The sequence below is a fragment of the Ruegeria sp. CI8 genome, from assembly GCF_056536865.1.
Genome location: NZ_JBQFQL010000005.1, coordinates 45,160 through 70,788 on the forward strand (window position 1 = coordinate 45,160; position 25,629 = coordinate 70,788).

A 25,629-nucleotide genomic window follows, 5' to 3' on the forward strand; every position below is an offset into this window, starting at 1 on the left:
ACGGAGCCCCAAGATGCCATCCACCGACCCCAAATCCCGCGCCGATGACCTGATTGGATGGTTGCTGGACCGAGGGCTGGAAGGGGCGGAACAGTCGGAAATACTCGAAGGCTATTGCCTGCGGCTTGTGGATGCGGGCGTTCCTCTGATGCGGTTTCACGCCGCCCAGAGCGCCTATCACCCCACTTACGGCGGCACCGGCTTCAACTGGTACCGGGACGAAGGGGGCAGTGTCGAGAATTATGAGCACCGCGAGGAATTGCCTGATCAGTGGGTTTCCAGCCCGCTCTATGCGATGCTGCAGTCCGGCGCGAAGGAGCTGCGTGAAAGGCTGAAAGACCAGAACGAACCCAGCCGATTTCCGTTTTTGAACGAGCTGCATCAGAAAGGTGCCACCGACTACTTTGCATCCGGTCTGGTTCTGCAGAAGGTCGAGCCCGAAAACCGGATTGCCCTGGATCAGATGCCCGAGGGGGTCTTGATGTCGTGGACGACGGACCATGCCGAGGGGTTCGACGACATTCACCTGGATCTGATCCGATATGCTCTGCCGCATCTGGGGCTGGCCTTGAAATCGGCCTCGAACCGGAAAATGGCGCAGGATCTGCTGCGCGTCTATCTGGGGCGGGATGCGGGTCGGCGCGTGCTGTCGGGGGAAATCCGGCGCGGATCGTTGCAGCAGATCGACGCCGTGATCTGGAACTTCGACCTCGAGGGCTTTACCGGCCTGGCCGAACGCCTTCCCGGGTCGGACATCATCGCCATGCTGAACGACTATCTGGCCGTGGCGGTCGAGGTCGTTCAGGGTTGTGGCGGTAATATCCTGAAATTCATGGGCGACGGGCTGATGGCCATGTTCGACGTGGGCGAGATCGACGAGGACGCCCGCGCCGCGCTGGCCGCCGTTGGTGTTCTGCAGACGCGTATGGCCGAGCTCAACGCGGAACGGGCCGCCGCCGGCCTGCCGGTCGCCAATTTCACACTTGCCTTGCATTCGGGCGAGATCCTTTATGGCAATATCGGTGCTGAAAGCCGGCTGGATTTCACCGTGATCGGACCGGCGGTGAACCAGGCCGCGCGTATCGCAGGCATGCACCGCTCGCTGGACCGGCGTATCTTGATCTCGGATGACGTGGCCCGTGCCGCTCAGCCCTGCGAACAGGACCTGATCTCGGTCGGGCGCTATATGCTGCGCGGCGTGCCCGAACCCAAAGAGCTGTTCACGATCTACGCGCCGACGGCCTAGAAGTCGATCTCGACCCCAGGCAGGTTCAGTTCACGCATCATGTCGCGCAACTCCTGACGGGCAGCGATGTTCGAAATGTTGAGCTGTTTCACCCCGATATCCTTGAGGTCCAGCAGGGTCAGCCCGCGCGGGAAAAGCTCGCGAAAGATCACACGTTCGGAAAAGCCCGAGGCGACGCGGAAGCCGATACGCTGCGACAGCATCTCAATGGCGCGCTGCATCTTTTCCTTGTTGACCATGCGCTGGGTGCCCACGCGGTTGCGCACCACCACCCAATCGATCGGTTTCAGCCCGGCCTGCGCCCGCAATTGCCGCGCGTTCCAGACCATCTCGGAATAGACCGAGGGACCGAGGATCTTTTCGCCCTTCGAGTCGATCCGGGCCAGCAGGTCGAAATCGATGAAACTGTCGTTCAGCGGCGTGATCAGCGTGTCGGCCAGCGAATGGGCCACCTGGCTCAGCCTTGTGTGCGAGCCGGGGCAGTCGATCAGGATGAAATCGCTGTCGCTCTCCAACTCGGCCACGGCGGCCGACAGACGGTGGTCATAGATGTTCTCGCCGGGTTTGAGCTTGCTTGCGTCGATCTCGGGCAGGTCATGGTGACGCGGGCTGGGCAGCTCCAGCTTTTCCGTGGAAAGGAAATTACGGCGGTTCTCGAAATAGCGGCCCAGGCTGCGCTGCCGCAGGTCCAGATCCAGGGTGCTGACCTTGTTGCCCAAACGCGCAAGCGCGGTTGCAACATGCATGGAAACCGTCGACTTGCCTGCGCCGCCCTTTTCGTTCCCCACAACGATGATATGTGCCATACCTGTATTCCCAAGTCGCGCCGTGTTTGCCTACACGTTGTTTGAACCCACTATATGTTGTGTGATCCGCGAAGAAAAGCGGTCCTGTAGGGTCTGCGGGACAATATCAGTGTCTAAATTGGATTTTTTCGCGATACCCGCAGCTTGACGCTTGGTTGTTGCCAAACGGGGCGTGCGCCGCCACAGTCTGCAAACTGACTTGGAGGCAAGGACCCGGCTTGGAGCACGTATTCCTGAACGTATTGAACATCGTTCTGCCGGTGCTGATCTGTGCCGGTGTGGGGTACGGGCTGGCGGTCGCGCGCGCACCGTTCGACAACAAGGTGATCGGCGGGATTGTCTCGAAGGTGGGATATCCGACACTGATCATCTCTCATCTGTCCGCCACCAAGATTCAGATTGCCACGTTTCTGGACATGATGGCGGCCGCTGCCCTCGCCATTGCGGCATTCGGCGTGCTCGGGTTTTTGGCGTTGCGGCTGTTGCGCTGGCCGGTGCGGGCGTTTCTGACCCCGCTGATGCATGGCAATGTGGGCAATATCGGATTGCCGGTCACTCTGCTGGCACTGGGCGATGCGGGCATGGCCTATACGATGGCTTTTGTAGTCGTGGTGTTGGTGAGCATTTTCACGGTCGGCATGTGGATCCCGGCCGGAGAGTTCTCGGCCCGCAAGCTTGCAACGTCTCCGATCATCTATGCGGTTGTCATCGCGCTGACGCTGATGGCTACGGGTTCTGCCCTGCCGCAACCGATCGCCAAATCCTTTGACATTCTGGGGGGGCTGTCGATCCCGCTGATGTTGCTGACACTGGGTCACACGCTGGCCACGCTTCGGACCGGCAGCCTTGGCCGGGCGGTCGTTCTGACAGGTCTGCATCTCGTTCTGGCCGTCGGGATCGCCACCACGCTTGTCTGGCTGTTCGGCTTTACCGGGGTCGAACGCGGAGCGTTGATCCTGTGCTGCCTGATGCCGTCTTCGGTGGCGACATACCTGTTCATCGACCAACATGTTCCGGAATATGGCCCGGAAGTGGCCGGGTACATCATGGTCTCAACCCTGACGACGATCCTGGTGCTGCCACTCGCCTTGGCCTACTGGATCTGACTTTGCCCAACTAGGAACCGACATCATGATTCTGCACTGCGTGTTCTTCACTTTCCGATCAGATGCACCGCAGGACGCGCGCCGCGCCGTTCTGACCGGCTTGGCCGAGCTATGCGCTGATCTGGACGGGGCCTTGGCCTTTGAAAGCGGCCCCAATCTCGATTTCGAAGGAAAGTCGCAGGACTATCGCGATGGGTTCGTGATCCGCTTTGCGGATCGAACCGCCGTGAAGGCTTACGCCGAACACCCGACACACCGCCGGTTGGGCGGTCAGCTGTGTGATCTGTGTCAGAATGGTGCCGACGGGATCATCGTCTTTGACCTCGACGTTCCGGACTCGCAATAGAAGCGGCCAACGAAAAAGGCCGCCCCCTCGGGGACGGCCTTGGAAATTCCGCAAAGGCGCTGGTTCAGAAACCCAGGCCTTCGTATTTCTTTTTGAACTTCGACACGCGACCGCCGGCGTCCATCAGGCGCGACGAGCCACCGGTCCACGCGGGGTGCGAGGAGGGGTCGATTTCCAGGGCCAGCTGATCGCCTTCGGCGCCCCAGGTCGATTTCATCTGGATCACGGTGCCGTCGGTCAGTTTGACGTCGATCATGTGGTAGTCGGGATGGATGTCTTTTTTCATCTTTCCGCTCCTTACGCCTCGGCGCCAGCCTTGGGCTTGTAGTTGGTGACTTCTGCGATACGGGCGGATTTACCGCGACGGGTACGCAGATAGTACAGTTTGGCGCGACGGACGCGGCCACGACGGACAACGGTGATGCTGTCGATGTTGGTCGAATGCAGCGGGAACACACGCTCAACGCCTTCGCCAAACGAAATCTTGCGAACGGTGAACGAACCGGCGATGCCGCTGCCACCTTTGCGCGCAATGCAGACGCCTTCGTAGTTCTGCACACGGGTACGCGACCCTTCGGTCACTTTAAAGCCGACACGGATGGTGTCACCGGCTTTGAAATCGGGGATGTCTTTCCCCAGGGCGGCAATCTGTTCCGCCTCAAGCTGTGCGATCAGGTCCATCGCAGTTACTCCTATCTGCTCGTGGTTGGTCCACGAAGTTGGGCACGATCTGAGAGCTCTTGGTCTTCTCCGGGTCCCGCGATCTGCAGCCCGCCAGAGGTCAGGTCGAATGTTCCTTTTGGTCCGGGTTATTCCACAGCTTCCCTGATCCGAAGAAGGGCAGGTGCGTTCCTGCGATCAACCCAAAACACCGGAGTCGCCCCAGAGGCGGCACCGGATTGCGCCCGTTTAGGGAAGTCGGACGTGCATATCAAGCCCAAATCGCCGGTTTTCAGGCCAAATCGCGGTGGATTTGGTGGGAATCCGCCGTCACCTGTACCGCGGCGTTGCCTTGTGCCGGGGATCGGGCATTCTGGATCATAATTCAAGAGCAGGTTTAGAGGCAGAGCAACAGGATGAGCAAAGCGATTTTCTGCGTGGTTCTTGCGCTGGCACTGATGTCTTGCGGGCGTCGTGCGCCGGCGCCCCAAATCGTAGACCAACCGGTGGTTGCGGGACTTTCCGGGCCTTCGGTTCTGTACCCCGCCTTTGCGGATGCCGACCCGCATGACTGGGAGCGGCGGCGGCCCGAGCACTATCCCGTGCATGGGCTCGACGTCTCGCGCTGGCAGGGACCGATCGACTGGCGTCAGGCCAAGGCCTCGGGGGTCAGTTTCGTGTTCATTAAGGCGACCGAAGGGGGCGACGTGGCCGATCCGATGTTCCAGGATCACAGTCAGGGCGCCCGGGCGGCTGGGGTTCCGTGGGGTGCATATCACTATTACTACTTCTGCCGCCCCGCGGCCGAACAGGCCCGTTGGTTCATTCGCAACGTTCCCCGAGGGGCCGACCTGCCGCATGTGCTGGACATGGAATGGACCCCCCATTCCAAGACCTGCACCCTGCGCCCCGATGGCAAAACGGTGCGGGCTGAGGCGGAAAGGTTCCTCGACATATTGGAGCGACATTACGGCCGCCGGCCGATCGTCTACACCACGGTCGATTTCTACGAGGACACAGGTATCGGACGTCTGCCAAAGACCGAGTTCTGGCTGCGCTCGGTCGCGGGGCATCCGCGCAATGTCTATCCCAAGGCAGTCTGGCGGTTCTGGCAGTATACGGGCACCGGTTTGGTTCCCGGCGTGCAGGGGCGGGTGGACATCAACGCCTTCAACGGCTCACCTGATATTTGGGCGCGTTGGAAGGCGGGCGCACCCTAATCGTCGGCTTCCCCGCGCGCCTTCAGGTAGGCATCCCACAGGTCCGGGCGGCGCGTGCGGGTAATCTCTTCCGCCATCTGGTGACGCCATTCGGCGATGCGCCCATGATGTCCGGACATCAGGATCGGAGGGATCTCACGCCCGTTCCACTCGGCCGGCCGAGTGTATTGCGGGTGTTCCAGCAAGCCGGACGAAAAGCTCTCTTCCTCGGTCGAGGCCTGATTTCCCAGAACCCCGGGCAGCAGTCGCACGGTGGCGTCGATCAGCGCCTGCGCGGCAATCTCGCCTCCGGTCATGACGAAATCGCCCAGCGAGACTTCCTGGATGCCGTAGTGCTCCAAAACCCGTTCATCAACGCCTTCAAAGCGGCCACACAACAGGGTCATGCCATCGCAACGGGCCAAGTTCTGCATCATGCGCTGATCCATCCGGCGCCCGCGCGGGCTGAGGTAAATCAGCGGCCAGTTGCCCTGTACCCCATCCATAGTGTGATCAATGGCGGCCCCCAGTACATCCGGCCGCAACACCATGCCGGCACCGCCGCCTGCGGGCGTGTCGTCGACATTGCGATGCTTGCCGACACCGAACTGCCGCAGATCGACCGTTTCCAGTTGCCACAGCCCCTCCTGCAGCGCCTTGCCGATCAGGCTTTCGCCCAAGACGCCGGGAAAGGCAGATGGGAACAGCGTGATCACCTTGGCCTTCCACACGCCATGCAGGTCCGGCGTGGGCGTCAGCAGCTCACGCGGTTTCAGCGTGGGGCGAATAGCCTTGCGGCCATATGACTTTGCAGGTTTGTCCGTCATGTGTTCGTGGTCAGACTGATTTGAGCGCGTTCGACGATGCGGGCTTTCTGTCGGACCAGCGCCGCCTCGTCCAGCCCCGATCGGTTCAACTCGAGCATTTCGGACAGCGCTTCTTGCGGCAATGCCGGGTTTGACCGAGTGGGCTTGACCAGCAGGGTGGCCTTCTCGGGCGGCAGGTCCAGGAATTCGGCAAAAGGTGTGCCGGGGCCAAAGCTATGCTCACGCAGGTCTTCCAGCCATTCGGTCCGCACTCGAACCGAGGGTAGCCGATCACGAACGGCGTCCGCAGTCTGCTGCAGCGAAGGGAGCTCTTCGAGCCTCTCGCGGAACGTGTCGAAATCCTGCACCAGCCGCGTGCGCTGAAGATCATGGGCCCAGAGACTGCGGATCCAACTGCCGCGCTGGCGCAGCGAGAGATATACGGTGATGTTCAGTTCCGACCCGACCAGCCGGTTGCGCAGCGTATCGACCAGGCAGGCGGCCAGATCAGGGGCTTCGGCGTATCCCACAACCAGATTGCGGCTGGGGCGAAGCCCCGAGAAGTTCTCCTCGCTCAGGATCAGGCCGCGCTTCTCCCCGAAATCCAGCGTCGCCAGAAGTTCGCGCCAGCGATTGCCGAATTCGGACAGCGTACCGAATGTCCCATACAGCGAATGGCGCGTGGCGGCTTCGGATAACCCGGATTTGCGGGTGACATAGGGCAGAACCAATGCGTGGCGCGGCCAGATCAACGCTCGGTTCTCGAACAGAAAGGATTGCGCGGCGGTCGTGCCGGTCTTGTGAAGGCCCAGATGCAGCAGGATGCGCCGCGTCACAGCAGGCCCTCGGGAGGGTCGGCGACGATACGCCCGGCTTCAAGGTCAACCGTGGGTACGGCCGCTTTGGTGAATGGCAGAAATACAGTGGATTTCAGTCCCGGCCCGTGCAGTTCGAGCAGGTCGTCAGCGCCGTGGTTCTGTACCGATTTGACCCGCCCCAGCAGGGTTCCGCCGGTGTCATAGACCTCAAGCCCCAAAAGGTCGGCGTGATAGAATTCGTCATCCGGCAGCGATGGCAACTGCTCGCGCCGGGCATAAAGGCGCAGCCCCTTCAGGGCGTCCGCCTGTTCCTTGGTTTCGACCCCGCCCAGACGCGCGGCAAATCCGTTCTTGATCGCGCGTGTGATGATCAGCGGATAGCGCTGGGCGCCACTCTCGTCGGTCAGAGGGGAGTAGGTCTCGATATCCTCGGGTACCGCGCAATAGCTTTTCAGGCGGACCTCGCCGCGTACGCCGAAGGACCCGGCGATGCTGCCGACACAGATCAGATCAGTCATTGGGCATTTCCGTCGTCACGCATATTCCACTTTCCCAGACACCGAATTCGTCGCAGGCTTCGCGTTGATTGTTGCGCTCAAAGAACACGCCCACAATAAAGGCGATCAGCAGCAGGATGGGAAGGCGTATCAAACCAAACATGCCACCCTACCGCGTTTCCACCGGCAGGCTGCCGCGGCGGCACTCCCAGCCATGGGTTTCCAGTTCGGGCGTGTCCGAGCTTTCCTCGGGCCAGCCCACGCAGAAATAGCCGATCAGCCGCCAGCCCTCGGGCACCGACAGGTCGCGGGCCAGCCGGTCGGGATCGAGGATCGAGACCCAGCCCAGCCCCAGGCCGTGCGCGCGCAGCGCCAACCAGAACAAAGTGACGGCCGAGACCACCGAATAGCGGCGCATCTCTGGCATGGTGCCTGCGCCCAGCCCCCGGCCCTTGTCGGTGGCGTCATCGCAGAAAACCGCCAGCTGCACCGGCGCCTCTTGCATGCCCGACAGTTTCAGCTGGCTGTACAGCTGCGCCCGGTCACCGGAGTAGCCCGCCAGCGCGGCGTCATTAGCCGCCTTGAAGTTCTCCAGCGCCGCGGTCCGGGCCTCAGGGCTTTCGACGCGGATCACGCGCCACGGTTCGCTCAGCCCCACCGAAGGGGCCAGCTGAAACGCGTCGAGGCAGTGCGTCAGCACTGCCTCGTCCACCGCGTCGGTGCGGAACCGGCGCACATCGCGCCGGAGCCGCATCAACAGATCGAACTGCGTGCGGAAATCTTCGGTGAAAGCCTGATCCTGCACGCGCCCGCCTGATTACTCTTCTGCAGCAGCAGCTTCTTCTTCGGCCGGAGCGGCAGCAGCCTCTGCGGCTTCAGCAGCCTTGGCGGCTTTCTCTTCGGCGCGCTCCTGGGCTTTCTTGCCCGGGGTGCCCTTCTGAGGGTTGTTGCGCTCGGCTTTCTCCTTGGCGCCGGCGGCTTCCAGCATGCGGGCGATCCGGTCGGTCGGCTGCGCGCCCTGGTCCAGCCAGTACTGGATGCGCTCCATGTTCATCTTCACGCGCTCTTCGCTGTCTTTCGGCAGCAGCGGGTTGTAGGTGCCCAGCTTCTCGATGAAGCGGCCGTCACGCGGCATGCGGCTGTCCGCTGCAACGATGCGGTAGAAGGGGCGCTTTTTCGAGCCGCCACGGGCCAGACGAATTTTCATTGCCATTGTGGTATCTCCTTTGGATGGCGTTGGCCGGATTGCTCCGGCTATTTCTGGTGTTTGTTGAACCTCGGGTTCACTTCTGGTGTTTCTTGTGGTGTCGGATGACTTCCTGAATGATGAAATTCAGGAAAGCCTTGGCAAAGTCGGGGTCCAGATCCGCCTCTTTCGCCAGGTCTTCAAGCCGTGCGATCTGCGCGGCCTCGCGCGAGGGATCGGACGGGGGAAGGTCGTGTTCGGCCTTGAGCTTGCCAACGGCCTGCGTGTGCTTGAACCGCTCGGCCAGCGTATAGACCAGAATCGCATCCAGCCGGTCGATGCTTTCGCGGTGGTCTTTCAGCAAGGCCGCGGCCCGCGTCACGGGATTGTTCATTGGCCGGTCCTTTCGGTGGTCAGATCGGTCGTTGACGTGTCGAGTTTCGGATGCCGCCAGATCTGTGCGGACTTGCCCAGCACTTCGCCCTCGCGCTCGTAGGTGGCGCCGAGACGCTGTGCCAGAGCGCGCGAGCGGTCATTGGCGTGGGCGATATAGCTGATGACGCCGTTCAGCCCCTGATGGCGCGCCGCATGGTCGCGGGCGGCCTGCGCGGCCTCAAAGCCAAGGCCCTTGCCCTCGGCCTGTTCCATCAGGGTCCAGCCCAGCTCGGGTTCGTCCCAGCCCGGCACATAGATCATGCCGGTCCAGCCCACGAAAGCACCGCTGGCCTTTTCGGTCAGGTGCCACAGGCCAAAGCCACGCAGCGCCCAATGGCCCAGACGGTTCGCCAGTCCGTTCCAGCAGCCCGCCGCATCCCTGGGGCCGCCCACCATGTGGCTGCGCTCGGTCGCGTAGAAGGCCGTCATGGCCGGCAGGTCGTCCGGATGCGGTGCCCGAAGGATCAGGCGCTCGGTCGCAATGGTCGGGATGGCGAAGGTCGTCATGCGTAGGCCTCCATCCCGCCATCGCCGTCGCCGGGCAGGTGGCGATAGACCAGAACCGGCTCGTCGAACCCGGCCTCGGCCTGCAGGTCGCGCTGGGCGCCTAGGCGCTCGGCCACGCTGGCCGAGGCTGCGTTGTTGGGGTCCACATAGCTGACCAGTGACGGCAGCGCCTGCGGCCCCAGCGCAAAGTCACGGGCAGCTTCGGCCGCTTCGGTTGCGATGCCACGCCCTTCGGCGGCTTCGGTCAGCAGATAGCCCAGCTCGTGTTCGCGGTCACCGAATTCCATGCCGATCGTCACGAAGCCCAGAACCTGACCGCCCGCACGGTCCTCGATGGCCCACATTCCCGCCCCGCGCAGCAGCCATCCCGCGACGTATTGCGAGAAATCCAGCCAGGCCGCCTGCCGGTTAAACGGGCCGTCCATGTGTTTGGCACGGTCCGACATCAGGATGTCGGCATAGGTGTCGAAATCCCCGATCCGCGGCGCGCGCAGCACCATCCGCGCGGTCTCCAGCCGCGGCAAGTCCGCAGCCAGCCGCGCCGACAGCGCGGCAGCGGGGCCGGTGGCCGGAGCCTCCCAGGGATATGCGACGGGCGCAGTCACTTACTTTTTCTTTCCGAATCCGCTCAGGCCGGGGGGCAGGGCCATGCCGCCGCCCATGCCGGGCATGCCGCCGGGCATCTTGCCGCCCATCGCCTTGGCCGCGGCTTCCAGCGCCTTGGGGTCCATGCCCGCGGCCATTTCCTCGGGGCTGGGCCCGCCTTTGCCGAACATGCCTTTCATGGCCTGTTTCAGCATCTTGCCTTTGCCCATCTTGCCCATCTTCTTCATCATGTCCGACATCTGTCGGTGCATCTTGAGCAGCTTGTTGATGTCGCTGACTTCCATGCCCGAACCGGCCGCGATGCGTTTCTTGCGGCTGGCCTGCAGCAGCGCGGGGTTGGCGCGTTCCTTCTTGGTCATCGACTGGATCATGGCGATCTGCTGGCGCAGGATCCGGTCGTCCAGCCCGGCCTGATCCATCTGCTTGGCCATCTTGCCCATGCCCGGCATCATGCCCATCATGCCCTGCATGCCGCCCATCTGGATCATCTGTTCCAGCTGCATCTTCAGGTCGTTCATGTTGAACTGACCCTTCATCATGCGCTTCATCATGCGCTCGGTCTGCTCGAGCTCCATGGTCTCCTGGGCCTTTTCGACCAGGGCCACGATGTCGCCCATACCCAGGATTCGGCCCGCGATGCGGTCGGGCTCGAAGGTTTCCAGCGCATCCATCTTCTCGCCCAGACCCACGAAGCGGATGGGCTTGCCGGTGACCGCGCGCATCGACAGGGCCGCGCCGCCGCGCCCGTCGCCGTCCATCCGAGTCAGGACCACGCCCGAGATGCCGACCTTGGCGTCGAACTCCTCGGCCACCTCGACGGCGACCTGACCGGTCAGGCCGTCGACCACCAGCAGGGTCTCGCGCGGGTCGACCACGTTGCGGACCTGCTCGACCTCGTCCATCAGCACTTCGTCGATATGCAGACGGCCCGCGGTATCCAGCATGTAGACGTCATAGCCGCCCAGCGTGGCCTGCTGTTTGGCGCGCTTGGCGATGTCCACCGGTTTCTGCCCCGGTACGATCGGCAGAGTGTCGACTCCGATCTGGGTGCCCAGCACCGCCAGCTGGTCCATTGCCGCCGGGCGGTAGATGTCCAGCGAGGCCATCAGGACCTTCTTGCCCTCTTTTTCTTTCAGGCGTTTCGCCAACTTGCCGGTGGTTGTGGTCTTGCCTGAGCCCTGCAGGCCGACCATCAGGATCGGCGCGGGCGGATTGTCGATCTTCAGCTTGCCGGGGTCTTCCTCGCCGCGCAGGGTATCGACCAGCGCGTCATGCACGATCTTGACGACCTGCTGGCCCGGCGTGATCGACTTGGTCACCGCCTGGCCGGTCGCCTGTTCCTGCACCTTCTTGACGAACGCACGCGCCACCGGCAGCGATACGTCAGCCTCTAGCAACGCCACGCGAACCTCGCGCAGGGCGGTTTTGACGTCTTCCTCGGACAGGGCGCCCTGTTTGGTCAGCCGGTCAAAGACGCCAGAGAGGCGTTCGGATAGATTTTCAAACATGCCTTCGGCCTCCTTCGCCGGTTCTCGGTTGGCGCCCCATAGATAGGGGCGGACGGGTCAATGCACAAACGCCCCCACGGGCGAAACTCGCTGGTGGGGGGCGATCCCTGAACGACTCAAGGGACCGGAAGAACAGACGCTTCCGGATGTTGAGTTGGCGTTTAGGCCCATTGGCTGCCTGAGTCAACCATCCGCGCTTGCCGGGTTGCATCGTCTGGCCCTGTCGGCCATCACTGGCGCGCTATTCAGGAGAAGACCATGGACGCCTCATCCGCCTTTCAGGACACATTGCCGCTCAGTTCGGACGCATTGCTGGCGCAGCTGGACGATTGGGGACTGCCCTATCGCCTGCACAGTCACGTCCCGCTGCGGACGGTCGAAGAGTCGAAGGCGGTCGAGGATCAGTTCATGGTGCCGGGCGAAAACGCGTTGCGGCTCAAGAACCTGTATCTGCGCGACAAGAAAAAGCGGAACTACCTGGTGACGCTGGAACAGAACCGCGAGATCGACCTCAAGGCGCTGGGCGCCGAACTGGGTGTAGGCAACCTGTCCTTCGGGTCGGCGGATCGGCTGATGCAGAACCTTGGCATCCGTCCCGGCGCGGTCAGCCCGCTGGCGATGATCAACGGCGTGGGCAACGATGTGCGGTTCTTCATGGACGACGCGGCGCAGCGCGCGGACGTGATCTATATGCATCCCTTGGTCAACGACCGGACGGTGGCCATGGCGCGCGACGACCTGATGGCCTTCTTCGACCGGATCGGGTGCGAGGTCACCTGGCTGCCGTGATCATTCGCTCAGCGCCTCTTTCAACGCGGCGGCGACATGGGCGGCCGAGGGATTGACGAACAGGTGCCCGTCGGCCTCAAAAACCGGGTCATCAAGATGTTGGGGAAAGGCCAGCGGCAATTCCGTGCAGGCCAGCAGGATCGCGGTTCCGGGGGCGGCGTGCCGATTGCAGAATGCCAGCAGACGGCCGCGGGCATTGGCCGAGGCACCGCCGTAGAACTCGGTGTCGATCATGGCCTGCATTTCCGCGATCTGGTCCTCTGGAAGCCGGTCATTGGCTGTGATGCCTTCAGCCGCCAGCCGTTCCGCATAGTGGCGCGCTTGCATCGTGACCGAGGTTCCCAGCACCAGCGCGCTTTTGGCGCCTGTCGTTTTGGTTGCCACGGCGGTTGCATCAAAGATACTCAGGATCGGGATGGTCACGCCCTGCCGGATCGCATGCAAACGGGCGTGAGGTGTGTTCGAGGCGATGATGCCGAAATCACATCCCGCCTGCTCAAGCGTCAGCAGTGCATCGCGGAAAACGGCATCGAACGCGGCCCAGCTTGCTTCGTCGCCGGCGGTTCCGCGCAGCGCGCGGGTTTTGGCCTGGGTGACGGACTCGATGGTCATCGGAGGAACAGGCAGCGGTGATCCGTGCCCACGGTCTGCAAAATGGCGTCCGGCGCCCTCGGCGATGGCGCGGTAGTAGTCTATTGTCGACGCCCAGCCGACCCCGCCCAGAATTCCGATCTTCTTCATGACAACCGTCCAATCTGCCGATCCCGCTCGGGGACAGATTGGACGGTTTGACCGGGGATGGCCAGTGGCCGGATCAGGCGGCCAGTTCGGCGACGGCTTTCTGGGCGTTGCTCAGAGTTGATTTCGGGTCCAGCGCCATGCGGTCAGCGGCCACCACATCCACGTCATGGATGCCGATGAAGCCCAGAACATGGCGGGCGTATCCGGTTGCAAAGTCGATCTCGGACCCCACTGCGGTACCGCCTGAAGCGATGGCGAGGATGGCGCGCTTGCCCTCCAGCAGGCCTTTGGGGCCATTCTCGGTATACGAGAACGTCAGGCCTGCACGGGCGACCAGATCGATCCAGGCCTTGAAGGCGGCCGGGACCGAGAAATTGTAGATCGGCAACCCGATCACCACCGTGTCAGCCTGCTGCAGTTCCTTGACCAACTCGTCCGACAGGGCCAGCAGGTCGCGCTGGGTGGCGTCGCGTTGATCGGCGGGGGTGAAGTTGGCGGTGATCCAGTCCTCGGTCAGCAGTGGCAGGGGGGTGGCCAGGTCGCGGCGGATGATGCGGCTGGCGCCCAGGTGCTGGACGATGCGGGCCGACAGGTCGCGGGTGGCCGAGCCGGTGCGGCGGGCCGAGGCGTCGATATGCAGGATGGTCTTTGTCATGGCGTGGCTCCTTCTCAGGGTTCGAATTCTGTGTCTGAGCCCAATATGAGTATTGCGTGAGCGAACGAAACAGGGATAAATCAACAGACATTGTTGGAAATTGCACAGAATTGGTTTTGTCATGGACAATTGGGACGAGGTCCGCACCGCCTATCAGGTTGCGCGAATGGGTACGGTCAGCGGCGCGGCCGAGGTTCTGGGGGTGCACCACGCCACGGTGATCCGCCATATCGACGCGATCGAGGCCCGGCTGAAGGTCAAGCTGTTCCAGCGCCACGCGCGCGGCTACACCCCGACCGAGGCGGGCGAGGATCTGCTGCGCGTGGCCCAGGCCACCGAGGATCAGTTCAACCAGCTGGTCGGGCGGCTGAAGGGGCGTGGAGACGATGTCTCGGGCGAGTTGGTGGTGACCTCGCTGGCCTCGCTGGCGCCGCTGGTGGTGCCTACGCTGACCGCGTTCCAGCAGGACCATCCCGACCTGATCGTGCGCTATCTGACCGGCGACCGTCTGTTCCGCCTGGAATATGGTGAGGCGCATGTGGCCATCCGCGCCGGCGCGGCCCCAGATCAACCGGACAACGTGGTGCAGCCCTTCATGACGCAAGAGGTCGGGCTTTATGCCAGTCAGGATTACATCGCACGGCGCGGCCTGCCTGCGGGCGTCGAGGATTTCCCCAACCACGCCTTCGTCGGGGCGGATGATGAAAACAGCCGCGCGCCTTTTTCACGCTGGCTGCGCACCAATGTCCCGGCCGAGGCGATCACCTTCCGCTGTTCCAACAACTTCACCGTGGCCGAGGCGGTTTTGGCCGGGGCGGGGATCGGCTTCATGGCCCGGTGGGAGGCCGCCCGCCATCCGCAGTTGCAGGAGGTGATGGAGCCGCTGCCGGAATGGGCCGGCAATCTGTGGCTGGTAACCCATGTGGATCTGCACCGCACCAACAAGGTGCAGACCTTTCTCAAATTCCTCAAGGAGCAGGCCAAGGACTGGCTGCCATGAGCCCGCAGGCGCGTGGCCACTTGGCCATGCTGGTGTTCTCAGCGCTGGTGGCGGGCAGTTTCTCGCTGGGTTCGATGATTGCCAACGAGATCGCGCCGGCGGCGTTGAACGCCGCGCGGTTTGCGATTGCCGGCGTGGTGATCGGCATCGCGGCGCTGATGACGACCGGTTTGCCGCGCAGCGCGGCGCGCGCGCCGTGGCGCTATCTGGTGCTGGGCGGGCTGTTCTCGGCCTATTTCGTGCTGATGTTCTACGGGCTGAAAACCGCGCCGCCGGTCAGCGCGGCGGCGGTGTTCACCCTGACGCCGATCCTGTCGGCGGTGGCGGGGTGGGTGTTGCTGCGCCAGATCACCACCCCGCACATGGCCCTTGCGCTGAGCGTGGGCGCGGTTGGCGCGCTGTGGGTGGTGTTCCGCGCCGATTGGCTGGCCTTTCGAGCCTTCGAGATCGGGCAGGGCGAGATCATCTATTTCTGGGGCTGCGTGGCCCATGCGATCTATACGCCCATGGTGCGCAAGCTGAACCGGGGCGAGCCGCCGGTCGTTTTCACCTTCGGCACGCTGGTGGCCGGGTGCGCAGTGCTGACGGTGTTCGGCTGGTCCGACATCCGCGCAACGGACTGGGCCAACCTGCCGGCGATCGTCTGGATCGGCCTGTTCTACGTCGCCATCTGCGCCAGCGCGGCCACCTTCGTTCTGTTGCAGTACGCCACGCTGCTGCTGCCGTCGGCCAAGGTCATGGCCTATACCTACCTGACGCCCAGCTGGGTGATCATCTGGCAGATCGCGCTGGGCCAGCCGGCGCCGGGCCTTCTGGTTCTAGTGGGGATCGGGCTGACGATCCTGGCCCTTGTGCTGCTGCTGAAAGGGGATGACCTGGGGGTGGCCCGGCAACAAACCGCGCCGGACTGACCTTTGCCAAAGCGCCCGTTCGTGGCAGGGTGGGGCAAACTCCGAAAGGACCGGAACATGCACAGACTGATTGCCTCGGCCACGCTAATGCTGGTTTTTGGATGTACGCAGGACACCGCCGACAATTCAACCCTTCAAGCCAGCTGCGAGGCATTGGTGGCTGCTGAGGCAAACCGGAGCCCCGCGGATGTCCAGGCTCTGTCGACAACTGCCGAACCGGCGGGAACCGTCACGCAGGTCGCAGTGGCCGGCGCTCAGGCACCCTGGCTGTGCCGCGCCGATCCCAGCGGCGTGGTCACAGGGGTCGAGTACAGCCAGCAAGGCTGATCCTCTTGGGTTGAGCCACATCAAGGGCCGGTTGTGTCAAACCCGCTAAGCTGTCGGCGTGAAAGGAGGGACTGATGTTCAAACACATAATGTTTCCCGTCGATCTGCATCTGCCACCCGAAGTGCGCAAGGCGGCCGAGGTTGCGGCACAAGTCGCCCGGTGGCAGGGGGCGCGGATAACCATCGTCAGCGTGACAAGCAATCAGCCCGGCGACCCCACGCAAACCGAATCCGCGATCAAGGACCATCTGTCCGATCTGGCGGACGAGTTGTCCCAAGCCAGTGGAGCGCAAGTTGATTTCCGCAACATTCATTCGGTGGATGTGGCGGTCGAAGTGGATGGTGACCTGGCCCGCACCGCTGAAGAGATCGGTGCCGACCTGATCGTGGTGGGCACCCATGCGCCGCGGATTACCGACTTTATACTGTCCAGTCATGCCGGATATCTGGCCAAACATGCCAGCATGTCGGTCTTCGTAGTGCGCTAGACCTCGTCCCCCGCGGAAAGCTGGTTTTCCAGGAACCGCTCGAACGCGTCCAGATTCACGGGTTCGAACTGCCCGAACCCTTGCATCCAGACCGAGGCCGCGCGCAACGCGTCGGGTTCCAGCTTGCACCATTTCACCCGGCCGCGCTTTTCCTGGCTGATCAGCCCGGCCCGGGTCAGGATCGTCAAGTGTTTTGAGATCGCCGCCAGTGACATCTCGAACGGCTCGGCCACGTCGGTGACGGCCATGTCATCCTCGAGCAGCATCGCCAGAATGGCGCGCCGCGTGGGGTCGGCCAGGGCCGCAAAGACGGTATCTAGGTCATCGGACATGATCCCGCTGAACCACAGCCGGAAAGTTTGGTCAACCATTTGGTTGAATATGCGGAATCCGGTGCTTCCAGCGGAATGGATTGCCAGTGACCCGATCGGCAGACAACGTACTCCCTTAATATACATTAGAAAACAAAGGTTTAAGCTGCGTCAATTGGAGCCATCAACAGCGTTGACTCTGCGCGCGAGGCCGCATAGCAACTGCGCCAAGACTGTGCGAGGGAAACGCCCGTGACCGATGACGACCCAAAGCAGCGCCTGACGCAGCTTGAGGCCAAGATCGACGCGGCAAAAAAGGCCAAAGCGCCGAAACCTCGTGCGGACGCTGACATATCCGGGGGCGAACTGGCCTGGCGGATGGTCATCGAGATGGTTTCCGGTCTGGGGATCGGATTTGGCATCGGGTACGGGCTGGACAGCCTGTTCGGGACGATCCCGATCTTCCTGGTGCTGTTCACATTGCTGGGCCTTGTCGCGGGCGTGAAGGTCATGCTCCGCAGCGCGCAAGAAGCTCAAGAGAAACAAGCGGCCTCGACACAGGCCGAGAAGGACGAGAGGGACTGAACGTGGCGACCGAGACCACCGCAGCAGAAGGCAGCAGCCTGGTTTTCCATCCGATGGACCAGTTCATCGTCAAGCCGCTTTTCGGCGGTGAGATGGCTTGGTACACGCCCACCAACGTGACCCTGTGGCTGTTCTTCGCGGTTCTGGCCATCATCGGCCTGCTGGTGCTGAGCACCTCGAAGCGCGCAATCGTCCCGACCCGCATGCAGTCGATCGCCGAGCTGGCCTACGGCTTCATCTACAAGATGCTGGAAGACATCTGTGGCAAGGAAGGCGTCAAATACTTCCCCTATGTCATGACCCTGTTCATGTTCATCGTCACCGCGAACTTCCTCGGCCTGATCCCGACCTCGTTTACCACGACATCGCATTTCGCGGTCACCATTCCGCTGGCGCTGGCCGTGTTTCTGACCGTGACCGTTCTGGGCTTTGTCAAGAACGGTGCTGGGTTCCTCAGCCTGTTCTGGGTGTCCAGCGCGCCGCTGGCGCTGCGCCCGATCCTGGCGATCATCGAACTGATCTCGTACTTCGTGCGCCCGGTCAGCCACTCCATTCGTCTTGCAGGTAACGTCATGGCCGGCCACGCCGTGATCAAGGTTTTCGCCGGCTTCGCCGCGGTCGCCGTGATCTCGCCCGTGTCCGTTCTGGCGATCACCGCAATGTACGGCCTCGAGGTCCTGGTGGCCTTCATCCAGGCCTACGTATTCACCATTCTGACCTGTGTTTACCTGAAGGACGCTCTGCATCCGCATCACTGATCAGGGGCGACCCTGAGCACAGGAACGATAACCCAAAATCGAAACTTCCAATTCGTAAGGAGATACATCATGGAAGGCGATCTCGCACACATCGGCGCAGGCCTGGCAGCAATCGGTTCCGGCGCGGCCGCAATCGGGGTGGGTAACGTGGCCGGCAACTTCCTGGCCGGCGCTCTGCGCAACCCTTCGGCGGCTGCTTCGCAGACCGCAACCCTGTTCATCGGTATCGCATTCGCAGAAGCCCTGGGGATCTTCGCATTCCTGGTCTCGCTGCTGCTGATGTTCGCCGTATAATCTGCGGAACCTGATCCTTACGCGCAGGTGGGCCCAAGCCATAGCGGCCCACCTGTTGTAAAGACAACGTTCCGACGGAGGACATCATGGCGACAGAACCCATAGCTGCAGAAGCAGTCGGCAAATGCGTCGATTCCCATGGCTCGGCCATCGGGATGCCGCAGCTCTGCTTCGATTGGTTCCCCAACCAGATCTTCTGGCTGGTCATTACGCTGGTCGTCATCTTTCTGGTCCTGTCCCGCGTGGCCCTGCCGCGCATCGCGGCGATCCTGGCCGAGCGTCAAGGGACCATTACAAATGACCTGGCTGCGGCCGAAGACCTGAAGGCCAAGGCGGTCGAGGCCGAAGAGGCCTACAACAAGGCGCTGGCCGATGCCCGTGCCGAGGCTCAGCGGATCGCAGCCGAAGCGCGCGCCGAAATCCAGGCGGACCTGGATGATGCGATTGCCAAGGCAGATGCGGAAATCGCGGCCAAGGCGGCAGAATCGGAGAAGGCAATTGCCGAAATCCGTGCCGGAGCGCTGGAGAGCATTCAACAGGTTGCCCACGATACGGCGGCCGAACTGGTGACTGCGCTGGGCGGCGAGGCGGATGCCAAAGCCATCGGCAGTGCCGTCAGCGCACAGATGAAAGGATAAGTGACATGCGGAATACACTTGCTCTTATCCTGACCGCAGGCTTCGCCAGCCCGGCGCTGGCCGCAAGCGGTCCGTTCTTCTCGCTGGCGAACACCGACTTCGTCGTGACGCTGGGCTTCATCGTATTCATCGCGGTCCTGTTCTATTTCAAGGTTCCGTCGATGATCGGCGGGGCGCTGGACAACCGCGCCGAAGGCATCAAGGCCGAGCTGGACGAAGCCCGTGCCCTGCATGAAGAAGCGCGCAGCCTGCTGGCCTCATACGAGCGCAAGCAGCGCGAAGTGCAGACTCAGGCCGAAGCCATCGTGGCCGCGGCGAAGGGAGATTCGGTTCTGGCTGCCGAACAGGCAAAGGCGGATCTGGAGAAATCCATCGCGCGTCGTCTGGCTGCCGCACAGGATCAAATCGCATCGGCCGAGGCCTCGGCGGTGAAGGAAGTGCGCGACCAGGCTGTTACTGCGGCCGTTGCGGCGGCCAAGTCCGTGCTGGCCAAGCAGATGACTGCGGCGCAAGCCAACAAGCTGATTGACTCGGCGATCTCCGAGGTCGGTGACAAGCTGCACTGAGCTGTTCGGCGTGAGCCAATCTCAATTTCCAAAACCCGAAAGCTACCTGCTTTCGGGTTTTTTGCTTGTAGCCCGTGTCATTGTCTGTTGATTCAGGGCAGTCAGCCTGTGGCGTTTCGGTGAGGTAAGATGACATCCGTACATACCAAGATTGTTGATCCTGCGCCTGTGTGCGTGTTCGCGTTCAACCGACCCGAACACACGCGGCGGACGTTGGATGCACTGGCCCAATCGCCCTTGGCCGCGTCGACATCCTTGACCGTATTCATCGACGGCCCCCGCAATGATGCCGAGAAGCCGATTGTCGACGCTGTTGCGCAGGTCGCCGAAACGCAGCAGGGCTTCGCCAGTATCGAGCTGCGCCGACGTGACCAGAATGCAGGGCTGGCCGTCTCGATCGAAGAGGGTGTTTCGCAGATGATGGCCGAGCACGGCCGCGCGATCATTCTCGAGGATGATATACTCACGTCGCCAGCCTTTCTGCATTATATGAACCTTGCGCTGGACCGCTACAAGGACGAGCACGCGGTCTGGCATATTGCCGGCTACAATGAGGACGTGCCTGCCTTTCGCCGAGCGAAGGGCGCATATCTGTGGCGTTTCATGAGCTGCTGGGGATGGGCAACCTGGGCGGACCGTTGGGCGTATTACAGCCGCGACCCCGACGCGCTGGTGGATGAGTTTTCAGACGCGGACATCGCCCGCTTCAACCTCGAAGGGGCTCAGGACTATTGGTCACAGGTTCTGGCGAACCAGACCGGCGAGCTAAAAACATGGGCGGTTTTCTGGTACGCAACCATTTTCCGGAATCTCGGATTGTGCCTGTCCCCGTATTTTTCCTATGTTGAGAACATCGGTTTTGATGGAACCGGCAGTCATGGTGTGGTGAACAAATCCTACACGCGCAGCCGCCTGAACACCGAACTGTCGCCGGGCCTACCTGCCCAGATTTCGGAGAATACCGATGCGGTGGAGCTGGCGAAACTGTATTATCTGACCAAACCCGGCAAACTGGAAAAGATTAGGCGGAAGCTGAACAGTTTTGTCGGCAGGCTCATGTCCACGAGGGAAAGATGATAAAGCGTGTAAGAAACTGGCTTCGCGAAAAGCGCTACAAGCGGCACAGGCTGCAGTCGGTTCGGGCCAGGCACGGTTTGCGCCTCGTCACTCTCGGCTCTGACTATGGTGGCTGGACTTTCCTCGAGGACGACAGTCTGCAGGGCTGCACGATCGTCAGCGCTGGTCTTGGGGAGGACTCGTCCTTCGACGTCGAGTTTGCGGACCGCTACAATGCAAGGGTCGTGATTATCGATCCGACACCTCGGGCCGTGGCCCATTTCAGCGCGATGAAAAAGCGTTTCGGTAAAAGGGGTGAAACGGGCTACGTTTCAAGTGGTTCACAGCCGGTTGAAGCCTACGACCTTAGCAACTGCAGTGAAGACAATCTTGTAATGGTCGATCGCGCCCTTTGGTGCCGCAACGAAACACTGCGTTTCTTTCTTCCCGAGAACCCAGAGCATGTTTCACACTCGATCGTGAACTTCCAAAACGATTATCGTCAGAATACCGATCACCTGATGGTCCTGGCCGGTACATTGCGGGAAATACTGCACGATCACGCAATTCCGGTCGAGAAAGTCCAGCTGTTGAAGCTCGACATAGAAGGCGCGGAAGTCGAGGTTATTGAGCAGATTCTCGCAGACGGGTTGCGGCCCCGGCAGATCTGCGTCGAATACGACGAACTCAACCGGCCTAGCAAGAAAGGCTTTCAGCGTGTTGACTCCGCAGACAAGGCACTTAGGGCGGCAGGGTATGTTTGCGTATATGGAAATGGCAGTACCGACTATTTGTACCTGCACGAGGAACAGCCCTGACGTGCTTCTTTCGCGTATTTCATGCGCTAGAAAACAGGTGGAACAAAACGTCGTGACTCTGGGGCTCGCGACGAGATTCTACGCCGGACAAATGGAGTCGCGGTGCTCAAGGTAAATCATATCAGTTTCAGTAGTTTTGAGGGGGGCGCGGCGATTGCGGCGCACAGGCTGCATATGGCCCTAAATGCCAGCGGCGTGAATTCGATCATGACCGTTGCGCGAGGTCAGGAAGGGCCGGGCATCACGACGTTCAAGCCGGCCAAGGGTCTGGGACGAATGATCCAACGGGAAATGGCGCGCAGTATCCGGCGCAGGCATGAAGCGGATTTCTCGGGTTTGATCTCGCTGGGTCAGGTCCGTTCGGGCTTGGCGCAGTACCTGAACCAACAGTCCTCGCAAATTCTGAACCTGCACTGGGTCAATTCGGATCTGATGTCGATCCGCGAGATCGGAAACCTGTCTCATCCGGTTGTATGGACCATGCATGACATGTGGCCGTTCTGTGGGGTGGAGCATTACTCTGAGCGCGATGCCTGGAAAAACGGTTACGCGACCCAGCAGGATAGCCGAGCGAGCAGGCTGAGCCGCCGTGTCTGGAAAAGAAAAGAGCAGTTTTGGACGCGGCCGTTCCATCTTGTTGCGCCCAGCCGCTGGCTGGCGGATTGCGCCCGGCAAAGCACCTTGACTCAGGACTGGCCCGTTTCAGTCATTCCCAACGCAATCGACACCGACGTCTGGCGCCCCACCGACCGAGACGTGGCCAGAGATCGATTGGGTCTGCCACGCGATTCTGCTGTCATCGGTTTTGGGGCCATGGGGGGCGACAGCGATCCGCGCAAAGGATTTCGGCATCTCAAGGAAGCTTTGTCGATTCTGAAACAGGAAAGATCTGATATCCGCGTTCTGATATTCGGCGCGGATGCGCATGAGGTCGATCTGCCCTTTCCGGCTCATTTCACTGGACAACATTCAGTGCCCGAGGAACTGCGGTCTGTTTACGCGTGCGCGGACGTTTTTGCGTTGCCGTCCCGACAAGACAACCTGCCCAACACCGGCGTCGAGGCGCTTTCTTGCGGTATTCCGATCGTCGGGTTCAAGATCGGCGGTTTGCCCGATCTGGTCCCGAACCCCGGGTGCGGGCGGTTGGCCAAGCCGTTTGATGCGCGGGACTTGGCGGATTGCCTAAAGGGGGTGATCGATGATCAGCGTTCCTGCCACGTTCAAGGACAGAAGCGCGACGGGAATGCCGCGCGCAAACATGCCCTGCAGAGCTACGCGATGCCAATCGTGGCCGAGCAGTACAGGCGCCTTTATGAAACGCTGGGGTTGAAGGCACAGTGAGAGGCGGAGGGCCTCAACCGTCCGAGTTGCCAACCTCATGTTCCAGCCGCTGCCGCGCGATCAGTTCGTTGCGCTGGGCCTTCTGCTGGTCTTCCATGCAGCGTTCGACGAAGCTCAGGTGCTGTTCCACCGCCTGCCGAGCGGCCTCGGGGTCGCGGGCCTGAAGGGCTGCGTTGATTGCCCTGTGCTGGTTCAGGATCGCGTCGCGCGTGGTGCGCTGGTGGAACATGATCTGACGGTTGTAGAATACGCCCTGCCGCAGCAGGTCGAACATCGACCGCATCATGTGCAGCATCACCACGTTGTGGCTGGCCTCGATGATCGCCATGTGGAACTGCGCGTCCAGATGGGCCTCGTCATCGGCCGCGTTGCGGGCATGGGCGACCTCCATCTTGTCGAAGATCGCCTGGATCACCTTCAGGTCGCTGTCCGAGCCCAGCCGCGCGGCGCGTTCGGCCGCCAGCCCTTCCATGTCGCGCCGGAACGACAGGTAGTCGAACACGGCCTCGTCATGGCTGCTGAACAGACGGATCAGCGCCGGCGAAAAGGCCGAGCCCAGAACCTCGGCCACATAGATGCCTGACCCGGCCTTGGCGGTCAGCAGGCCCTGCTCCTGCAGTTGCGAGATCGCCTCGCGCAGCGACGGGCGCGACACGCCAAGCCGGTCGGCCAACTCGCGCTCGGACGGTAGGCGCTCACCGGGGCGCAGGATCCCACGCAGGATCAGCAACTCGATCTGTTTGACCACGGCCAGGGACAGTTTCTCGGTCTGGACTTTCTGAAAGGGCATCGGATCATCGCTGAAAATTGGTCAAATCATATGACCACACATGCCCGGCCCGCGCAAGAACGGGCCGCGATCACATTGGCTGAAACACTAGGTCAGCATTATTGACTTTAAGCGCAGAGGTCATAGCGTCAGTCCGACCCAGCGGAGGAGGCTCGGCCCATGCACCAGCTATTTGCACCGCGCGCCGCGCGAATGAAGGCGTCTGAAATCCGCGAATTGCTGAAACTGCTGGATCAACCCGGCATCATTTCCTTTGCCGGCGGCATCCCCGACCCGGCGCTGTTTCCGGCCGAGGCCTTTGCCCAGGCATTCCAACAGGCGCTTGGCGCCGACAGCCGGGCGCAGGCGCTGCAGTATTCCGTATCCGAAGGGTATATGCCGCTGCGGGAATGGATCGCCGGCCACATGCGCCAGATCGGCATCGACTGCGGCCCCGACGACGTTCTGATCACCTCGGGCTCGCAGCAGGCGCTGGACTATCTGGGCAAGCTGTTTCTGTCACCGGGCGACACGGCGCTGGTCGGATGGCCGACCTATCTGGGGGCTTTGGCGGCCTTCAACGCCTATGAACCACGCTTTGACCAGTTGCGCGCAGGCGGCAATGCGGGCGCGGCGCAATACCGGGCCGCCGCGGGGCCGGGGGCGGTCAAATACGCCTATCTGTCCCCCGACTTTGCCAACCCGACCGGCGAGACCGTCGATCGGCAAGGGCGCGAGGCCCTTCTGGATCTGGCCGAAGAGTTGGACTGCGCCCTGATCGAGGACGGCGCCTATCAGGCCCTGCGCTATGACGGGCAGGCGATACCGCCGATCCTCGCGCTGGAACTGGCGCGGAAGGGCGATCTGCAAGCCTGCCGGACGATCTATTGCGGCAGTTTTTCCAAGACCCTGTCGCCCGGGCTGCGGGTGGGGTGGGTCGTGGCGGCGCGGCCCGTCATCGCGCAGCTTGTGCTGATGAAACAGGCCGCCGACCTGCATTCGGCCACCATCAACCAGATGGCCGTGCACCAAGTGGCCCAAACCTGTTTCGACAGCCACATCCCGAAGGTGCGCGCAACCTACCGTGCGCGCCGCGACGCGATGCTGGCGGCGTTGGACCGGCACATGCCCGAAGGTGTGCACTGGACCCGGCCCGAGGGGGGCATGTTCATCTGGCTGACCCTGCCGTCCGGCTCGGATGGCGCGCAACTGCTGGCCCGCGCGCTTGAGACGGTCAAGGTCGCCTTTGTGCCCGGTCAGGCCTTTCACCCCGATGGCAGCGGCGCCAACACGATCCGGCTGAGTTTCTCCAACTCGGACGAGGCTACGATTGCCGAGGGTATTGCCCGGTTGGGCGCGGTCCTGGGCGGCTGAGCGCGGGAAAGCTTTCGTTAACCATTTTGCCGCAAAACTGCGGCATGATCCGGTTCCTCGCCTTGCTGTTGCTGGCCGGCTGCTCGGCCGGCACGCCCCATTTCCGCGACGTGCCTGCGACCCGCGTGGCCGTGAACGGCAGCGTGTTCGACGTGCGCCTGTGCGGTGACCTGGCCGAGGCGGTCCGCGTCAACAGCCAATATGCCCCGCGGCTGGGGCCGATCCGGGATCGGGCCGCATTGGCCATGGCGCAAGTCTCGGGCTGTCCGGTCGCCGACGTGTTGGGCGATGCGGCGGTGACCGTGGGCATCCTCGCCTGCGACCGCAGGGCGTCGGACCGGCTGCTGCTGGCTGCGGTCACGCCGACCAACTATGAATGCATTGACTTCGGAACCTATGACAGCGGGTCGGACACCGGATACCAGGTGTTCGAGTGTTCGCCTTATTGACTCTGCGCAATTCCGCCCAAATCAGCAAGATAT

The 25,629-nt window shown here is 62.2% G+C and carries 36 protein-coding genes; 19 read left to right on the forward strand and 17 right to left on the reverse strand.

From position 1 onward, the window contains the following. Positions 1 to 13: 13 nt before the first annotated feature. Positions 14 to 1,246: an adenylate/guanylate cyclase domain-containing protein gene (locus ACR0DA_RS17340; RefSeq protein ID WP_170343374.1), complete on the forward strand. Its 1,233-nt coding sequence runs from the start codon at positions 14 to 16 to the stop codon at positions 1,244 to 1,246. On the opposite strand, the gene ACR0DA_RS17345 is transcribed toward ACR0DA_RS17340, so the two are convergent. After that, positions 1,243 to 2,052: a division plane positioning ATPase MipZ gene (locus ACR0DA_RS17345; protein ID WP_093965175.1), complete on the reverse strand. Its 810-nt coding sequence runs from the start codon at positions 2,050 to 2,052 to the stop codon at positions 1,243 to 1,245. The two genes, ACR0DA_RS17340 and ACR0DA_RS17345, sit on opposite strands and share 4 nt — an antisense overlap. A gap of 218 nt (positions 2,053 to 2,270) precedes the next feature. Here ACR0DA_RS17345 and ACR0DA_RS17350 point away from each other — a divergent pair, with 218 nt between their 5' ends. Both ACR0DA_RS17350 and ACR0DA_RS17355 read left to right on the forward strand, forming a co-directional pair. Further along, positions 2,271 to 3,158 carry an AEC family transporter gene (locus ACR0DA_RS17350; protein ID WP_475142717.1) on the forward strand — a complete coding sequence of 296 codons (888 nt, stop codon included), beginning with the start codon at positions 2,271 to 2,273 and terminating at the stop codon, positions 3,156 to 3,158. A 25-nt stretch (positions 3,159 to 3,183) separates the two neighbouring features. Next, positions 3,184 to 3,504, forward strand: coding sequence for a Dabb family protein (locus ACR0DA_RS17355; RefSeq protein WP_480755074.1), 321 nt, complete (start codon positions 3,184 to 3,186; stop codon positions 3,502 to 3,504). Between the two features lie 64 nt (positions 3,505 to 3,568). On the opposite strand, the gene rpmE is transcribed toward ACR0DA_RS17355, so the two are convergent. Beyond that, complete coding sequence (rpmE, locus tag ACR0DA_RS17360) at positions 3,569 to 3,790, reverse strand: 50S ribosomal protein L31 (RefSeq protein ID WP_093965180.1); 222 nt, start codon at positions 3,788 to 3,790, stop codon at positions 3,569 to 3,571. Positions 3,791 to 3,801: 11 nt separating this feature from the next. Beyond that, positions 3,802 to 4,185 (reverse strand): 50S ribosomal protein L19, encoded by a 384-nt coding sequence (gene rplS, locus ACR0DA_RS17365; RefSeq protein ID WP_039541573.1) that lies wholly within the window; start codon positions 4,183 to 4,185, stop codon positions 3,802 to 3,804. A gap of 395 nt (positions 4,186 to 4,580) precedes the next feature. Between rplS and ACR0DA_RS17370 the strand changes: the two genes are divergently transcribed. After that, the gene (locus tag ACR0DA_RS17370; RefSeq protein WP_170343377.1) at positions 4,581 to 5,384 is read left to right on the forward strand and encodes a glycoside hydrolase family 25 protein; all 804 of its coding nucleotides are present in this window, start codon (positions 4,581 to 4,583) and stop codon (positions 5,382 to 5,384) included. Here ACR0DA_RS17370 and trmD read toward each other — a convergent pair. From trmD to ffh, 10 genes are all read right to left on the reverse strand, one after another. Then, complete coding sequence (gene trmD / locus ACR0DA_RS17375; protein WP_170366215.1) at positions 5,381 to 6,190, reverse strand: tRNA (guanosine(37)-N1)-methyltransferase TrmD; 810 nt, start codon at positions 6,188 to 6,190, stop codon at positions 5,381 to 5,383. The two genes, ACR0DA_RS17370 and trmD, sit on opposite strands and share 4 nt — an antisense overlap. Beyond that, the gene (locus ACR0DA_RS17380) at positions 6,187 to 7,005 is read right to left on the reverse strand and encodes a hypothetical protein (RefSeq protein ID WP_480755075.1); all 819 of its coding nucleotides are present in this window, start codon (positions 7,003 to 7,005) and stop codon (positions 6,187 to 6,189) included. Before ACR0DA_RS17380 ends, trmD begins: the two co-directional genes overlap by 4 nt. Continuing rightward, entirely contained in the window at positions 7,002 to 7,505 is a 504-nt protein-coding gene (gene rimM, locus ACR0DA_RS17385) for a ribosome maturation factor RimM (RefSeq protein ID WP_093965189.1), read from the reverse strand. Before rimM ends, ACR0DA_RS17380 begins: the two co-directional genes overlap by 4 nt. Beyond that, positions 7,498 to 7,647, reverse strand: coding sequence for a hypothetical protein (locus ACR0DA_RS17390; RefSeq protein WP_480755076.1), 150 nt, complete (start codon positions 7,645 to 7,647; stop codon positions 7,498 to 7,500). Before ACR0DA_RS17390 ends, rimM begins: the two co-directional genes overlap by 8 nt. A gap of 6 nt (positions 7,648 to 7,653) precedes the next feature. Then, positions 7,654 to 8,289 (reverse strand): 5,6-dimethylbenzimidazole synthase, encoded by a 636-nt coding sequence (gene bluB / locus ACR0DA_RS17395; RefSeq protein ID WP_480755078.1) that lies wholly within the window; start codon positions 8,287 to 8,289, stop codon positions 7,654 to 7,656. A gap of 12 nt (positions 8,290 to 8,301) precedes the next feature. Then, complete coding sequence (rpsP, locus tag ACR0DA_RS17400) at positions 8,302 to 8,697, reverse strand: 30S ribosomal protein S16 (RefSeq protein WP_093965193.1); 396 nt, start codon at positions 8,695 to 8,697, stop codon at positions 8,302 to 8,304. A gap of 70 nt (positions 8,698 to 8,767) precedes the next feature. Continuing rightward, positions 8,768 to 9,064 carry a chorismate mutase gene (locus tag ACR0DA_RS17405; protein WP_005981236.1) on the reverse strand — a complete coding sequence of 99 codons (297 nt, stop codon included), beginning with the start codon at positions 9,062 to 9,064 and terminating at the stop codon, positions 8,768 to 8,770. Next, positions 9,061 to 9,612 carry a GNAT family N-acetyltransferase gene (locus tag ACR0DA_RS17410; protein ID WP_480755079.1) on the reverse strand — a complete coding sequence of 184 codons (552 nt, stop codon included), beginning with the start codon at positions 9,610 to 9,612 and terminating at the stop codon, positions 9,061 to 9,063. Before ACR0DA_RS17410 ends, ACR0DA_RS17405 begins: the two co-directional genes overlap by 4 nt. Further along, positions 9,609 to 10,217 carry a GNAT family N-acetyltransferase gene (locus ACR0DA_RS17415; RefSeq protein WP_480755081.1) on the reverse strand — a complete coding sequence of 203 codons (609 nt, stop codon included), beginning with the start codon at positions 10,215 to 10,217 and terminating at the stop codon, positions 9,609 to 9,611. Before ACR0DA_RS17415 ends, ACR0DA_RS17410 begins: the two co-directional genes overlap by 4 nt. Next, entirely contained in the window at positions 10,218 to 11,726 is a 1,509-nt protein-coding gene (gene ffh, locus ACR0DA_RS17420) for a signal recognition particle protein (RefSeq protein WP_480755082.1), read from the reverse strand. 258 nt (positions 11,727 to 11,984) lie between these two features. Between ffh and ACR0DA_RS17425 the strand changes: the two genes are divergently transcribed. Next, a complete protein-coding gene (locus ACR0DA_RS17425) occupies positions 11,985 to 12,515 on the forward strand; it encodes a prolyl-tRNA synthetase associated domain-containing protein (RefSeq protein WP_480755084.1) in 531 nt (176 codons plus the stop codon). Here ACR0DA_RS17425 and ACR0DA_RS17430 read toward each other — a convergent pair whose 3' ends face one another. Then, a complete protein-coding gene (locus ACR0DA_RS17430; protein ID WP_170442024.1) occupies positions 12,516 to 13,256 on the reverse strand; it encodes an aspartate/glutamate racemase family protein in 741 nt (246 codons plus the stop codon). A gap of 73 nt (positions 13,257 to 13,329) precedes the next feature. Next, the gene (locus tag ACR0DA_RS17435; RefSeq protein ID WP_480755085.1) at positions 13,330 to 13,911 is read right to left on the reverse strand and encodes an FMN-dependent NADH-azoreductase; all 582 of its coding nucleotides are present in this window, start codon (positions 13,909 to 13,911) and stop codon (positions 13,330 to 13,332) included. A gap of 121 nt (positions 13,912 to 14,032) precedes the next feature. Between ACR0DA_RS17435 and ACR0DA_RS17440 the strand changes: the two genes are divergently transcribed. The 4 genes from ACR0DA_RS17440 to ACR0DA_RS17455 all read left to right on the forward strand — a co-directional run bounded on the left by ACR0DA_RS17440 (position 14,033) and on the right by ACR0DA_RS17455 (position 16,637). Continuing rightward, positions 14,033 to 14,911, forward strand: coding sequence for a LysR family transcriptional regulator (locus ACR0DA_RS17440; RefSeq protein WP_170343390.1), 879 nt, complete (start codon positions 14,033 to 14,035; stop codon positions 14,909 to 14,911). Further along, positions 14,908 to 15,822 (forward strand): DMT family transporter, encoded by a 915-nt coding sequence (locus ACR0DA_RS17445; protein ID WP_170343391.1) that lies wholly within the window; start codon positions 14,908 to 14,910, stop codon positions 15,820 to 15,822. The genes ACR0DA_RS17440 and ACR0DA_RS17445 overlap by 4 nt, the downstream gene beginning before the upstream one ends. A 57-nt stretch (positions 15,823 to 15,879) precedes the next feature. Then, positions 15,880 to 16,149 (forward strand): hypothetical protein, encoded by a 270-nt coding sequence (locus tag ACR0DA_RS17450; RefSeq protein WP_141138530.1) that lies wholly within the window; start codon positions 15,880 to 15,882, stop codon positions 16,147 to 16,149. A gap of 74 nt (positions 16,150 to 16,223) precedes the next feature. Then, entirely contained in the window at positions 16,224 to 16,637 is a 414-nt protein-coding gene (locus tag ACR0DA_RS17455; protein ID WP_170361483.1) for a universal stress protein, read from the forward strand. Here the strand turns inward: ACR0DA_RS17455 and ACR0DA_RS17460 are convergent. Further along, positions 16,634 to 16,969: an ArsR/SmtB family transcription factor gene (locus ACR0DA_RS17460; protein ID WP_170361571.1), complete on the reverse strand. Its 336-nt coding sequence runs from the start codon at positions 16,967 to 16,969 to the stop codon at positions 16,634 to 16,636. The two genes, ACR0DA_RS17455 and ACR0DA_RS17460, sit on opposite strands and share 4 nt — an antisense overlap. Positions 16,970 to 17,200: 231 nt before the next feature. Between ACR0DA_RS17460 and ACR0DA_RS17465 the strand changes: the two genes are divergently transcribed. The 8 genes from ACR0DA_RS17465 to ACR0DA_RS17500 all read left to right on the forward strand — a co-directional run bounded on the left by ACR0DA_RS17465 (position 17,201) and on the right by ACR0DA_RS17500 (position 23,004). After that, positions 17,201 to 17,533, forward strand: a complete 333-nt coding sequence (locus ACR0DA_RS17465) for an AtpZ/AtpI family protein (RefSeq protein WP_093965213.1) — start codon at positions 17,201 to 17,203, stop codon at positions 17,531 to 17,533. 2 nt (positions 17,534 to 17,535) lie between these two features. Then, positions 17,536 to 18,291 (forward strand): F0F1 ATP synthase subunit A, encoded by a 756-nt coding sequence (locus ACR0DA_RS17470; RefSeq protein WP_093965215.1) that lies wholly within the window; start codon positions 17,536 to 17,538, stop codon positions 18,289 to 18,291. A gap of 69 nt (positions 18,292 to 18,360) precedes the next feature. Further along, positions 18,361 to 18,585, forward strand: coding sequence for a F0F1 ATP synthase subunit C (locus ACR0DA_RS17475; protein WP_005981269.1), 225 nt, complete (start codon positions 18,361 to 18,363; stop codon positions 18,583 to 18,585). Positions 18,586 to 18,671: 86 nt separating this feature from the next. Continuing rightward, positions 18,672 to 19,223, forward strand: a complete 552-nt coding sequence (locus ACR0DA_RS17480; RefSeq protein WP_480755086.1) for a F0F1 ATP synthase subunit B' — start codon at positions 18,672 to 18,674, stop codon at positions 19,221 to 19,223. A 5-nt stretch (positions 19,224 to 19,228) separates the two neighbouring features. Then, positions 19,229 to 19,789 (forward strand): F0F1 ATP synthase subunit B, encoded by a 561-nt coding sequence (locus ACR0DA_RS17485; RefSeq protein ID WP_170601454.1) that lies wholly within the window; start codon positions 19,229 to 19,231, stop codon positions 19,787 to 19,789. 129 nt (positions 19,790 to 19,918) lie between these two features. Next, positions 19,919 to 20,866, forward strand: coding sequence for a glycosyltransferase family protein (locus tag ACR0DA_RS17490; RefSeq protein ID WP_480755087.1), 948 nt, complete (start codon positions 19,919 to 19,921; stop codon positions 20,864 to 20,866). Next, positions 20,863 to 21,663: an FkbM family methyltransferase gene (locus ACR0DA_RS17495; RefSeq protein ID WP_170448857.1), complete on the forward strand. Its 801-nt coding sequence runs from the start codon at positions 20,863 to 20,865 to the stop codon at positions 21,661 to 21,663. Before ACR0DA_RS17490 ends, ACR0DA_RS17495 begins: the two co-directional genes overlap by 4 nt. A 102-nt stretch (positions 21,664 to 21,765) precedes the next feature. Next, entirely contained in the window at positions 21,766 to 23,004 is a 1,239-nt protein-coding gene (locus tag ACR0DA_RS17500) for a glycosyltransferase (protein WP_480755088.1), read from the forward strand. Between the two features lie 13 nt (positions 23,005 to 23,017). Here the strand turns inward: ACR0DA_RS17500 and ACR0DA_RS17505 are convergent, their stop codons facing one another. Next, positions 23,018 to 23,794 carry an FCD domain-containing protein gene (locus ACR0DA_RS17505; RefSeq protein ID WP_480755089.1) on the reverse strand — a complete coding sequence of 259 codons (777 nt, stop codon included), beginning with the start codon at positions 23,792 to 23,794 and terminating at the stop codon, positions 23,018 to 23,020. A 159-nt stretch (positions 23,795 to 23,953) separates the two neighbouring features. Here ACR0DA_RS17505 and ACR0DA_RS17510 point away from each other — a divergent pair, with 159 nt between their 5' ends. Further along, positions 23,954 to 25,147: an aminotransferase-like domain-containing protein gene (locus ACR0DA_RS17510; RefSeq protein ID WP_480755090.1), complete on the forward strand. Its 1,194-nt coding sequence runs from the start codon at positions 23,954 to 23,956 to the stop codon at positions 25,145 to 25,147. 44 nt (positions 25,148 to 25,191) lie between these two features. Continuing rightward, positions 25,192 to 25,596: a hypothetical protein gene (locus tag ACR0DA_RS17515; protein WP_480755092.1), complete on the forward strand. Its 405-nt coding sequence runs from the start codon at positions 25,192 to 25,194 to the stop codon at positions 25,594 to 25,596. Positions 25,597 to 25,629 lie beyond the last annotated feature (33 nt).